The sequence below is a fragment of the Arthrobacter sp. R4-81 genome (assembly GCF_054792365.1).
The window spans coordinates 2,115,551-2,127,634 of the sequence record NZ_CP096445.1; the positions used below are offsets into that span (position 1 = coordinate 2,115,551).

The following is a 12,084-nucleotide window of genomic DNA, read 5'->3' on the forward strand; positions in this document are numbered from 1 at the left end:
CCGGAAGCATAAACTGACTGCCGCACATAGTTTATGCATGTCTGACCGGACTCCCGCCCTTTCCCGCCCGTTTCGGGAGGAATACTGCGCCGGGGGTACCGGCCGCCCTGCTTACCTAAGGAGAAAATCCCCCATGGCACGCACCGCCTCCCTGTCCGGATTCCCCGAGTGGCTTCCCGAGGAGCGGCTGGTCGAGATGCATGTGCTGGATACCCTGCGGCGGGTCTTTGAGCTTCATGGCTTCTCCTCGATCGAGACCCGCGCCGTGGAAACTGTCGGGCAGTTGCTGCGCAAGGGAGAGATCGACAAAGAAGTCTACGGGCTGAGCAGGCTCCAGGAAGAAGAAGGCGACGAGGCAAAAGCGGGCAAAGCTGATCCGCATGCCCTGGCACTGCACTTCGACCTGACGGTTCCCTTTGCCCGCTACGTGGTGGAGAACGCCGGATACCTTGCTTTCCCCTTCCGCCGCTACCAGATCCAAAAAGTGTGGCGCGGTGAGCGCCCCCAGGAGGGGCGCGCCCGTGAGTTCACCCAGGCGGACATCGATATAGTGGGCGACGGCGACCTGCCGTTCCGCTACGACGTCGAGATAGCACTGGTCATTGCAGAGGCACTGAACGCATTGCCCATCCCCGACTTCCGCTTGCGTATCAACAACCGCAAACTGGCGGAGGGCTTCTACCGCGGTATTGGCCTGACAGATACCGCGGGGGTGCTGCGCAGCATCGACAAGCTGGAGAAGATCGGTCCGGACAAGGTCTCAGAGTTGCTCCAAAACGAGCTTGGTGCCACCAAGGAGCAGGCCGAAGCAGCGCTGAAGCTGGCTGGCATCCGCACGGAAGACACATCGTTTGTGGAACAGGTTCGGGCGTTGGGCGTCACCGATGACCTGCTGGAGGAAGGCCTTAGCGAGCTTGAGCAGGTCATAGATGCTGCCGTCCAGCGCGCACCGGGGAAGGTAGTGGCAGACCTCAGCATTGCCCGCGGGCTCGACTACTACACAGGAACAGTGGTGGAAACGGTCCTTGTTGGCCACGAGCAGCTTGGTTCCATTTGCTCCGGAGGGCGTTACGACGCCTTGGCCAGCAAGGGCAGCCGGAAGTTCCCCGGCGTCGGACTTTCCATCGGTGTGACGCGCCTGGTTTCCCGCATCCTCAGCCAGGATCTGGCCAAGGCATCCCGGTCCGTCCCAACGGCTGTGCTGGTGACCCTGAACAACGATGAGAGCTGGGACACGGCCCAGGACGTTGCCGCGTTGCTGCGCAGCCGCGGTATCTCCACTGAGGTAGCGGCGAAGGCGGAGAAGTTCGGCAAACAGATCAAATTTGCGGACCGTCGGGGAATCCCGTTTGTCTGGTTCACGGACGACGACGGCAAGCACCAGGTCAAGGACATCCGCACGGGCGAACAGGTCAGTGTTGCCCCCGAGACCTGGATGCCCCCGGAAGAGGATCTCCAGGTCCAGGTGGACCGCACGTAACTGGCAGGACCTAGCTGGAGGGGTTGCTCACGGCTCTGCGCTTGCGGAGCCGGAGCACCCCATACCGGCCAGCAAGGCCAACAGCAAGGACCACAACCATGACCAGCACTGAGGCCGGCGGGAGCGTCACTGCCAGGATGAGGCAGCCGGCGAACCCCACGGCGTTCAGCCATTTGGGTCCATACGCCGGACGGTTGGCCATGGTGAAGGCTGATGCATTGGTGACGGCGTAGTAAATCAAAACTCCGAAACTTGAGAACCCGACCACCGTCAGCACATTGGTGGTCAGCAGCAGGACAATAACAGCGCCCGCGACAGCAAGTTCAGCGACGTAAGGGACTGTGTGACTCCCGCCAATACGTGCAAGCGGTCGGGGCAGGTCCCGCTCCCGTGCCATCGCGAGGGCTGTCCTGCCCACCCCGGTGATTAAGGCCAGCAAGGCGCCAAGGCTGGCCGCTGCCGCTCCTGCCTGCACTAACGGTGCACCGGCGTTCAGCCCCGAATCAGTGACCGCGTCAAGCAGCGGCGACGTGGATTCGGCCAACCGCTCAACGGACAGGTGGGCCATCAAAAGCAATGCAAGCACCAAATAGATGGCAAAGGCACCGGCAAGGGCCGCAAGAATGGCCTGCGGGATAGTCCTCGCTGGGTCCTTGACCTCCTCGCCCAGGGTGGCGATCCGGGCGTACCCTGCAAAGGCGAAGAACATCAGGCCCGCGGCGGGAAGGATTCCCCAGGCGTTGCCCACCGGACCTTCGCCGGAGCCGGCAGCTACAGGATGCGGCCCCATGATGCTTGCCATGGCCACGAACACCAGCGTGGCAAGGACGATGGCGAGCAGGACCCGGGTGAGAAGCGCTGTCCGCGTGATGCCCAGCAGATTGACTCCAGTCAGCACCACCACAGCAGCAATGGCTACCGGAATCGCATAATCCGGTGCCACGTAGTGCCCGAACGTCAGGGCCATTGCGGCGCATGACGCCGTCTTGCCTGTCACGAAGCCCCAGCCGGCAATAAATCCTGGCCATTCGCCCAACTGCTTCCGCCCATACAGATAGGTACCGCCGCTTGCCGGATAAACCGAGGCAAGCTGCGCCGATGCCACGGCATTGCAATACGCGATCGCCCCGGCAAGGACCACCGAGAAGATGAGCTGTTCACCGGCCAATAAAGCCGCCGGAGAAAACACAACGAAAACTCCGGCGCCAAGCATCGAGCCGAGGCCTATGGACGTGGCGTCGAACACGCCCAGCCTGCGTTGTAACTGGCGGTGGCTCTGCATGGAGGTGGGGAGGCCTTTCCAACGGGTAAACTCGGACGGGATCATTCCCGCAATGATCCTAGTCAACTTGATTCTGTTTTTGCTTCCGTTCTCCTTTAGAAAGGCGTGCTGTGCTGCGCACACATGACCTCGGATCCCTTCGTTCCGAGCACATTGGACAGACCGTTACCCTGGCCGGCTGGGTAGGCCGCCGACGTGATCACGGTGGTGTCGCCTTCGTCGATCTGCGTGACGCCTCCGGCGTTGCCCAGGTGGTGGTCCGTGAAGAAGAGGTGTTCCACGGACTGCGCAACGAATACGTGCTTCAGGTCATCGGAACGGTATCCAAGCGCCCGGAAGGCAACGAAAACCCCGCACTGGCCACCGGTGAAATCGAGGTGATGGCCGAAAAGGTCGTGATCCTCAACACCTCTGACCCGTTGCCGTTCCAGATCGATGAGCACGTCGAAGTCGGCGAGGAAGCACGCCTCAAGCACCGCTACCTCGATCTGCGCCGCCCTGGTCCCAGCCGGAACCTCCGCCTGCGTTCAGAGGCCAACCGCGTGGCACGCGAACTCCTCCACCAGGACGGTTACGTCGAGATCGAAACGCCCACGCTGACGCGTTCGACGCCGGAAGGCGCCCGCGACTTCGTGGTTCCCGCGCGCCTGGCCCCGGGATCCTGGTACGCACTGCCGCAGTCTCCCCAGCTCTTCAAGCAGCTGCTGCAGGTCGGCGGTTTTGAGAAGTACTACCAGATCGCACGTTGCTACCGCGATGAGGACTTCCGCGCGGACCGCCAGCCTGAATTCACCCAGCTGGACATCGAAGCGAGCTTCGTGGAGCAGGATGACGTCATCGCGCTAGGCGAAAGCATCGTGAAGGCACTATGGCGCCTGATCGACGTCGAAATCCCGACTCCGATCCAGCGGATCACCTACAACGACGCCATGGCGCGATACGGATCTGACAAGCCGGACCTGCGCTTCGGAGTGGAGCTGACGGAGCTCACCGAGTTCTTCAAGGACACCAACTTCGGCGTTTTCAAGGCTCCGTACGTGGGCGCCGTCGTCATGCCGGGAGGCGCCTCCCAGCCGCGCCGCACCCTGGACGGCTGGCAGGAGTTCGCCAAGCAGCGTGGGCACAAGGGCCTTGCCTACGTCCTGTTCAAGGAGGACGGCGAACTGGCCGGCCCCGTAGCCAAGAACCTCACAGAGACCGAGCGCGCGGGACTTGCTGACGCCGCAGGCGCCAAGCCCGGGGACTGCATCTTCTTCGCTGCAGGCGAGAAGTCATCGGCCCGCGCCCTGCTGGGTGCGGCACGGGTCGAAATCGGGCATCGTACCGGTCTCATCAACCCCAACGACTGGGCCTTCGCCTGGGTGGTGGACGCCCCTATGTTCGAGCCGGCCGCGGCTGCCGTGGCATCGGGCGATGTTGCAGTGGGCGGAGGCAACTGGACCGCTGTGCACCATGCGTTCACCTCGCCGAAGCCCGAGTACATGGACAGCTTTGACACCGATCCCGAATCTGCTCTGGCCTATGCCTACGACATCGTCTGCAACGGCAACGAAATCGGAGGCGGTTCCATCCGTATCCACCAGAGCGACATCCAGGAGCGCGTCTTCGAGGTCATGGGCCTCTCCCACGAGGAAGCCCAGGAGAAGTTCGGCTTCCTGCTGGAAGGCTTCAAGTACGGGGCGCCCCCTCACGGCGGTATCGCCTTTGGCTGGGACCGCGTGGTCGCTTTGTTGGCCGGCGTTGACTCCATCCGCGACGTCATTGCCTTCCCCAAGACAGGCAACGGCTACGACCCCCTGACGGCAGCTCCTGCTCCCATCACGCCCCAGCAGCGCAAGGAAGCCGGCGTCGACTTCAAGCCCGAGGCCAAGAAACCCGAAGCGAAGTAGCCGCACAGGTGACTGGCCGTCCCGCAATGCCTGAATTGGAGGCACTCATGGATGCCGCGTGGCCGGCCCATGAACGGCAGGACACCGGAGAGTGGGTGTTCCGGGCGGCGTCCGGCGTCACCCAGCGTGCCAACTCGATCTGGGTCAGGGACACCGCGGCCAATGAATCAGCGGCGATGCGGGACGCCGTTCAGTGGTACCGGCGGAACAGGCTCCCCGTCATTTACCAGCTGGCAGAAGACCTACGCGACCGCCGGCATCAGCGGCATGAGTCTCTGCATGCGTTGCTCGACGCCGCAGGCTACACGCGGCAATCTGAAACCCTCGTTATGCACCTCGGTTCGGCCTCCAACCGGGCAGCAGCTGGGACCAGCATCGAAGTCCTCCCGGATCCGTCGGAGGAATGGCTGCAGCTGTGGTGGAGTGTTGATGGCCGCGGCGGGTTGGAGGAGCTGGCCGTTGCGCGCAGGATCCTCACGGGCTGCCCCGCCCTTTATGCGCTGGTGAGGGACGACGACGGCGTCCCGGCCGCCGTCGGACGCCTTGCCTTAGTGGGCAGTTACGGCGGGTTCTACTGCATGGCCACCCGGCCGGACGCCCGCCGCCAGGGTTATGCCCGCAGGATCATCAACGCCCTGCTCGGTGAAGGGCGGTCCCATGGCCTGTCGGGTTACTGGCTCATGGTCACAGCGTCGAATCCTGCCGGTCAGGAGCTCTACCGGCGGGCAGGCTTTACCGAAGTTGGCCGCTATGTATACCGCCAAGAGCGGCCAAAGCGGCATCTGACGGGGTGCTGATGCTGCTAGCTTCCGGGAGGATCTGACACTACTATCCTGATGGCACAAAAGTCAGCCGCTGCTTTCTTGAGCACGTCAGCACGGGGATCCGGGACATCCATAAAAGCCAGGCGGGGGAGCCGGGCATACTCCTTGAGGGCCGGCTCTCCCAGCACCAGGTCGGTCAGGGTCCGGTCCCCGCCTGGGGCAATGTACTCGACGGCCTGTCCCTGGAAGATCCTTGCGGCATGGTCCGCCACCGCTTCGACGAGGGCGTCAGCCTGGTTGGCGCGGCGCCGGGCAAATCTTTGCTGTGACCAACCTCCGGCAGCGGTCCGCGACTGCACATGCCGTGTCCCGGTTTTTGACAGAACCACGCGCCCCTCCCGGACCGACGCAGCCGCGTAACCGCCCCGACGGACCAGTACGAGTCCGAGGCTGCGGGACTGTGCGGCCAGCGAAGCCATCCTGGCAACCGGATCGGCGCCCTTGCCGGGACGTCCGTCTGCGGGCCAAGGCGGCTGCAAGAGGGCAGCGGAGCCGTCCGCGGCCCTCAGCTGCAGGCCGGCGTCGAGCTCCTCCAACTGAACGGCACCGTGGCTCGCCTCGAACCGTTCCACCCAGCCGGTCAGCCGTTGGCCTGCAACGAAGGCGGTCCGCATGGCAATGCCGGGGCGTCCGGTTGCCGGACCGTTCTCGATCATTGCTGCATCCCCTTGTCCATTGCCCGGCTTGTCCACGGCTTCACATGCAGGAAACCCGCGTGATGAAACTATGAGTAGCCTATCTATGTGGATGATTTATTTGGGCAAGGGCAAGACCGCGACGACGACGACGCGGACTCCGCCACTCCCGATTCCCGGCCGGGGGGCCAGACGCCGTCGCAACGGAGCCCCCTTGCAGTTCGGATGAGACCCCGGACCCTGGACGAAGTAGTTGGGCAGCAGCATCTCCTGGGCCAGGGCTCGCCGTTGCGGCAGCTCGCGGCAGGTGCCAATGCGTCGGGGCCGGCCGGGCCAAGTTCGCTGATCCTTTGGGGTCCTCCCGGCACCGGCAAAACCACTCTTGCCCATGTCATTGCCCGGGGTCCTGGCCGGAAATTCGTCGAGCTTTCTGCCATTACTGCTGGGGTCAAGGATGTCCGCCGGGTGATGGAGGAGGCGCTGACAGCCAGGGATCTCTACAAGACAACCACCGTTCTGTTCCTCGACGAGATCCACCGTTTCAACAAGGCTCAGCAGGATGCGCTGCTGCCAGGCGTCGAAAACCGCTGGGTGGTGCTGGTCGCCGCCACCACTGAGAACCCGTCCTTCTCGGTGGTTTCCCCGCTGCTGTCCCGATCACTGCTGCTCACGCTCAGGCCACTCACCGACGCCGATGTTGAAGGGCTGCTGCTCCGGGCGGTCGCGGATGTCCGGGGGCTGAATGGAAAAGTGGAACTGAGCGAGGAAGCGCGGGCGCACCTCGTGCGGCTTTCGGGTGGCGACGCCCGGCGGGCGCTGACTGCGCTTGAGGCAGCAGCCGGAGTGGCCTTTGGTGATGCCGACGACGCCGATACCGACGTCGATTCTGTTATCTCGGTTGAATTGCGCCACACGGAGCGGGCACTGGACGTTGCTGCTGTCCGATATGATCGGGCCGGGGACCAGCACTACGATGTTGCCAGCGCCTTCATCAAATCAATCCGGGGTTCGGACGTCGACGCTGCCCTGCACTACCTGGCGCGGATGCTGGAAGCAGGGGAGGACCCCCGCTTTGTTGCCCGCCGCATCGTTATTTCGGCAGCGGAGGACGTCGGTATGGCAGACCCCACGGCTTTGCAGACAGCGGTGGCTGCTGCCCAGGCCGTGCAGCTCATCGGGATGCCCGAGGGGCGGATCATCCTGGCGGAAGCAGTGGTTCACCTGGCAACAGCGCCAAAATCCAATGCCGCCTACATGGGTATCAATAAGGCAATCGCCGATGTCCGGGCCGGGCTTGGCAATGGAATACCGGCACACCTGAGGGATGCACACTATCCCGGGTCCAAGCAGTTGGGGCACGGCCAGGGCTACAAGTACGCCCATGACGCACCCCATTCGGTGGCCACGCAACAGTACCCGCCTGATGATCTGGTAGGACGGAACTACTATGAACCAACGGCGAACGGCTCGGAGCGCGAGATTGCCGTTCGGCTGGAGCGCTTGAGGAAGATCATCCGCGGCGAGTGACAGCCCTCCCGTGGTAGGATAGTTCGTTGTCTGGCAAGGCACGGACGCACAATCCACTTGATTCGGCAGGAATGCCGGTTTGTTTGGACTGTGCCCTGCGCCCAGTAGCAAAAGGCAGCGGTTGGCCGATGCTCTCCATCGTGGAGGCCAGTAACACTGACACACCGCAGATATTGGAAGGACACAAGTGGCTAACAACACTCGTGCTCGCCGTACCGCACGCCTTTCGCGTGCACTCGGCATCGCTCTGACCCCCAAGGCCGCCAAATACATGGAGCGCCGCCCGTACGGCCCCGGTGAGCATGGCCGTGCCCGCAAGAAGCAGGACTCCGACTACGCCGTACGTCTGCGCGAAAAGCAGCGTCTGCGCGCCCAGTACGGTATCCGTGAAGCACAGATGACCCGTGCCTTCGAAGAAGCACGCCGCACTAAGGGCCTGACCGGTGAAAACCTCATCGAACTGCTCGAAATGCGTCTGGATGCCGTCGTGCTGCGTGCTGGCTTTGCCCGCACCATCGCCCAGGCCCGCCAGCTGGTTGTCCACCGCCACATCCTGGTTGACGGAATCCGCGTTGACCGCCCGTCTTTCCGCGTCGCCGAGGGCCAGCTGGTCCACGTTCACAGCCGCAGCGAGACCATGCCTCCGTTCCAGGTTGCAGCAGCCGGCGCCCACCGCGACGTTCTGCCCATCGTCCCGGCTTACCTGGACGTCAAGCTGGATGCATTGCAGGCGCGCCTGGTTCGCCGCCCGAAGCGCTCTGAGGTTCCCGTAACCTGCGAAGAGCAGCTCGTCGTCGAATTCTACGCACGCTAAATTTTTCGGCAGCGTACCCAAAGAAGCCCGTGGCAAGCGCCGCGGGCTTCTTTGTATGTAAGGTACTTGGGGGAGTTCCGCGGTTGCGGCCGGCTTCGTTCCACAGGTTCTGGGTTCCTCAGACGATCGTTGGAAGTGCGGCAGCAATACCTCGGAAGTACCGCAGCATTCACAGTATTGAAGGAGATGAACGTCTATGTCTGGTGGCGATATTGCCGGCCTGATCGCGGCCGGAGTGTTTGCAGTCCTGGTGCTGTTGCTGGCTGTACCCATTTTCAAGCTCGGCCGGGTGCTCGATGAAGTCCGCACGTCCATCCGCTCCCTCAGCGACGGCGCCACGCCGCTGATGGACGAAGTCACCGCGACTGTCTCCACCACCAACCAGCAGCTGAAGAAGGTGGACGGTATCTCGTCCAACGTCTCCGACGCCTCAGCGAACATCTCGGCGCTCTCCTCCCTCCTGGCCGCTACGGTCGGATCTCCTCTCATTAAGGTTGCTGCGTTCAGCTACGGCGTCCGCACGGCCCTGTCTGCCCGCAAGAAGCCCGCAACCGGCCGTCGCAGCCGCTGAATGCACCCGGAGAACATAAAATGAAGAGAATTATCTGGATGGGCATTGGCGTTGCCATCGGTGTCATCGCATTTCGCAAAGTCACGGAAGCACAGTCAGCATTGGGGCCTGAAGGCCTCAATCGTGCGGTAGGACGCCTCACCGACGGGCTGTACGACTTCGCGGACGCCGTCCGCGGCGGGATGCAGGAACGCGAATCCGAGCTCCGCTCAGCGCTCGGAATCGATGTGGAAGACATCGTCCGGCGCTAGATTGGCGCTGGCCGGTGGAAGCCGGAGAAGAACTAGATATCGGCAGGTCCGTTAGGAGCTGCTGCGCGGATCAAGCGGTCACGCGAACCAAATGCAGTGAAGCAAGAAGGGTACGTAAAAAACTCATGAAGTCGCAGGAGATCACAAAGCGCTGGGTGGACTTTTTTGTCAGCAAAGGCCACACCGCGGTTCCCTCCGCATCCCTGGTCTCCAGCGACCCCTCCCTGCTGTTTACAGTCGCGGGCATGGTGCCGTTCATTCCGTATCTGACGGCGCGTGAAGAAGCCCCCTATGCCCGTGCCACGAGTGTGCAGAAATGCATCCGTACGGGCGACATCGAGGAAGTGGGCAAGACCGCCCGCCACGGGACGTTCTTCCAGATGTGCGGCAACTTCTCCTTCGGCGACTACTTCAAGGAAGACGCCATCAAGTTCGCCTGGGAACTGCTGACCACAAGCGTGGACGACGGCGGGTATGGACTTCCCCCGGAACTGCTGTGGGTGACGGTTTACGAAGAAGACGATGAGGCCAAGGACCTGTGGCTGAAGAACACGGGCGTTCCGGCCAACCGCATTCAGCGCATGGGCAAGGCTGACAACTACTGGCACACCGGCCAGCCCGGCCCCGCCGGTCCCTGCTCGGAAATCTACTACGACCGCGGTCCTGACTACGGCGTTGAAGGCGGACCCATCGCCGACGAGAACCGCTACGTGGAAATCTGGAACCTTGTGTTCATGCAGTACCAGATCGACAACGTCCGCTCCAAGGACGACTTCGACATCGTGGGCGAACTGCCCAAGAAGAACATCGACACCGGCCTCGGCATGGAGCGCCTCGCCATGATCCTGCAGGGCGTCGAGAACATGTATGAAACCGACCAGGTCCGCCCGGTCATCGACAAGGCCGCCCAGCTGTCAGGCAAGGAGTACACCTCGGCGGAGACGCCGGAGGACCCCCACCACACCGACGACGTCCGGATGCGCGTCGTGGGCGACCACATCAGGTCGGCCCTGATGCTGATCGCCGATGGCGTCACCCCCTCGAACGAGGGACGTGGCTACGTTCTGCGGAGACTGATCCGCCGTGCCGTCCGCTCCATGCGGCTGCTTGGTGTTGAAAAGGCCTGCCTGCCTGACCTCCTGCCGGAATCGCGTGACGCCATGAAGGGCGTCTACCCGATTGTGGAGACCGACTTCGACCGGATCAGCCGCATTGCCTACGCCGAAGAGAAGGCGTTCCTGCGCACCATCGCCTCCGGCACTGCCCGCCTGGAGGACGCCGTTAGGGATTCCAAGGCCGCGGGACGACCGTTGTCCGGGGCGGACGCCTTCGCCCTCCACGACACTTACGGTTTTCCGATCGACCTCACCCTTGAAATGGCTGAAGAAGCCGGCTTGAAGGTTGACGAGCCTGAGTTCCGCAAGCTCATGCTTGAGCAGCGCCAGCGGGCCCAGGCCGACGCCAAGGGTAAGAAGGGCGGTCACGCGGATCTCAGCGCTTTCCAGGAGTTGCTGGCGCAAGGCGAAACTGTCTTCACTGGTTACACCGAACTTAACGGGGAGTCCAGGGTCCGTGGCATCCTCTCCAACGGGGCCAAGGTGTCCCAGGCCGCTACCGGCGACGAGATCGAACTGGTGCTGGGCGAGACGCCGTTCTACGCTGAGGCAGGCGGCCAGGCTGCTGATACCGGCCTTATCACGGGCGACGGGTTCGTCGTAGAGGTGCTGGACGTCCAGCGTCCGCTCAAGGGACTCAGCGTGCACAAGGCCATCGTGCGTGAAGGGGAAATCAGCTCTGACGCCCTCGTCCAGGCCGCCGTGGACCGGGAGCGGCGCCATGCTGCCGAGCAGGCCCACACCGGAACACACATCGTTCATGCAGCGCTGCACCAGATCCTTGGTCCGCAGGCCGTCCAGCGCGGTTCCTACAACAAGGCAGGCTACCTTCGCTTTGACTTTGCCTGGGGCGAAGGCCTCAGCACTGCCACGCGCTCCGAGATCGAGGAAGTTTCAAACATCGCCATCCGGAACAACTTCCAGGTGGAGACCAAGGTTATGCCGCTGGCAGAGGCCAAGGCATTGGGCGCTATGGCGCTTTTCGGCGAGAACTACGGCAGCGAGGTGCGTGTTGTAGAGATCGACGGCGCCTGGTCGCGTGAGCTTTGTGGTGGAACCCACGTTCCCAACACCTCCCTGATCGGTAGCCTGTCCTTACTGGGCGAGCAGTCCGTGGGGTCAGGAAACCGGCGCGTTGAAGCGTTCGTAGGCATGGAGGCTTTCCGTCACCTGGCCGCCGAGCGCGCCCTCGTGACGGAGCTGACCGAAATGCTCAAGGTCCCGTCCGGACTGCTGACGGACCGCATCGCGAGCACCCTCGCAAAGCTGAAGGCAGCCGAGAAAGAGCTCGAGAAGCTCCGCAAGGAGCAATTGACGGCAGCGGCCGCGCAGCTCATCGGAACGGCCCGGGATGCCGCCGGAATCAAGGTGATTGCCCACGACGCCGGCCAGGTGAGCGGTGCCGACGATCTCCGCGGCCTGGCCCTGGATCTGCGCACGCGCCTCGGTTCTGCGGCTTCGGCCGTTGCAGTTGCCGGTGTCAGCAACGAGCGCCCCATTATTCTGATCGCTACCAATGAGGCAGCCCGCGAGGCTGGAATCAAAGCGGGAGCACTGGTGCGCCTCGCTGCAGGAATCCTCGGTGGCGGCGGTGGCGGCAAGGACGACGTCGCCCAAGGTGGCGGCACTGACGCGGGTAAAGTCCAGGCCGCTCTGATCGCCGTCGTGGACGCCATTACACGGCGGTAGCGGCTGC

Annotated in this window: 10 protein-coding genes; 8 read left to right on the forward strand and 2 right to left on the reverse strand. The window is 63.2% G+C overall.

Annotation, left to right across the window (positions count from 1 at the left end):
- The first annotated feature begins 133 nt into the window (after nt 1-133).
- The gene (gene hisS, locus M1E05_RS09995) at nt 134-1,480 is read left to right on the forward strand and encodes a histidine--tRNA ligase (RefSeq protein ID WP_458111043.1); all 1,347 of its coding nucleotides are present in this window, start codon (nt 134-136) and stop codon (nt 1,478-1,480) included.
- A 10-nt stretch (nt 1,481-1,490) separates the two neighbouring features.
- Here the strand turns inward: hisS and M1E05_RS10000 are convergent, their stop codons facing one another.
- A complete protein-coding gene (locus M1E05_RS10000) occupies nt 1,491-2,762 on the reverse strand; it encodes an APC family permease (RefSeq protein WP_461165225.1) in 1,272 nt (423 codons plus the stop codon).
- Between the two features lie 110 nt (nt 2,763-2,872).
- Between M1E05_RS10000 and aspS the strand changes: the two genes are divergently transcribed.
- Complete coding sequence (aspS, locus tag M1E05_RS10005) at nt 2,873-4,651, forward strand: aspartate--tRNA ligase (RefSeq protein ID WP_461165145.1); 1,779 nt, start codon at nt 2,873-2,875, stop codon at nt 4,649-4,651.
- A gap of 8 nt (nt 4,652-4,659) precedes the next feature.
- On the forward strand, nt 4,660-5,448 hold the full coding sequence (locus M1E05_RS10010) for a GNAT family N-acetyltransferase (protein ID WP_461165146.1): 789 nt from the start codon (nt 4,660-4,662) through the stop codon (nt 5,446-5,448).
- A gap of 5 nt (nt 5,449-5,453) precedes the next feature.
- Here the strand turns inward: M1E05_RS10010 and M1E05_RS10015 are convergent, their stop codons facing one another.
- Nucleotides 5,454-6,131: an acVLRF1 family peptidyl-tRNA hydrolase gene (locus M1E05_RS10015; RefSeq protein WP_461165147.1), complete on the reverse strand. Its 678-nt coding sequence runs from the start codon at nt 6,129-6,131 to the stop codon at nt 5,454-5,456.
- An 87-nt stretch (nt 6,132-6,218) separates the two neighbouring features.
- Here M1E05_RS10015 and M1E05_RS10020 point away from each other — a divergent pair, with 87 nt between their 5' ends.
- The 5 genes from M1E05_RS10020 to alaS all read left to right on the forward strand — a co-directional run bounded on the left by M1E05_RS10020 (nt 6,219) and on the right by alaS (nt 12,077).
- Nucleotides 6,219-7,637 carry a replication-associated recombination protein A gene (locus M1E05_RS10020; RefSeq protein WP_461165148.1) on the forward strand — a complete coding sequence of 473 codons (1,419 nt, stop codon included), beginning with the start codon at nt 6,219-6,221 and terminating at the stop codon, nt 7,635-7,637.
- Between the two features lie 187 nt (nt 7,638-7,824).
- Nucleotides 7,825-8,451 (forward strand): 30S ribosomal protein S4, encoded by a 627-nt coding sequence (rpsD, locus tag M1E05_RS10025; RefSeq protein ID WP_247040174.1) that lies wholly within the window; start codon nt 7,825-7,827, stop codon nt 8,449-8,451.
- Nucleotides 8,452-8,647: 196 nt separating this feature from the next.
- Entirely contained in the window at nt 8,648-9,022 is a 375-nt protein-coding gene (locus M1E05_RS10030; protein ID WP_458111038.1) for a DUF948 domain-containing protein, read from the forward strand.
- Nucleotides 9,023-9,042: 20 nt separating this feature from the next.
- Entirely contained in the window at nt 9,043-9,273 is a 231-nt protein-coding gene (locus tag M1E05_RS10035; protein ID WP_309107131.1) for a DUF6167 family protein, read from the forward strand.
- A gap of 125 nt (nt 9,274-9,398) precedes the next feature.
- Nucleotides 9,399-12,077, forward strand: a complete 2,679-nt coding sequence (alaS, locus tag M1E05_RS10040) for an alanine--tRNA ligase (RefSeq protein WP_461165149.1) — start codon at nt 9,399-9,401, stop codon at nt 12,075-12,077.
- Nucleotides 12,078-12,084 lie beyond the last annotated feature (7 nt).

Excerpts from the sequence above, each read along its gene's own strand:
- hisS (WP_458111043.1), top strand. The coding sequence starts at position 134 with ATGGCACGCACCGCCTCCCTGTCCGGATTCCCCGAGTGGCTTCCCGAG.
- M1E05_RS10000 (WP_461165225.1), bottom strand. The coding sequence starts at position 2,762 with ATGCAGAGCCACCGCCAGTTACAACGCAGGCTGGGCGTGTTCGACGCC.
- M1E05_RS10015 (WP_461165147.1), bottom strand. The coding sequence starts at position 6,131 with ATGATCGAGAACGGTCCGGCAACCGGACGCCCCGGCATTGCCATGCGG.
- M1E05_RS10030 (WP_458111038.1), top strand. The coding sequence starts at position 8,648 with ATGTCTGGTGGCGATATTGCCGGCCTGATCGCGGCCGGAGTGTTTGCA.
- M1E05_RS10035 (WP_309107131.1), top strand. The coding sequence starts at position 9,043 with ATGAAGAGAATTATCTGGATGGGCATTGGCGTTGCCATCGGTGTCATC.
- alaS (WP_461165149.1), top strand. The coding sequence starts at position 9,399 with ATGAAGTCGCAGGAGATCACAAAGCGCTGGGTGGACTTTTTTGTCAGC.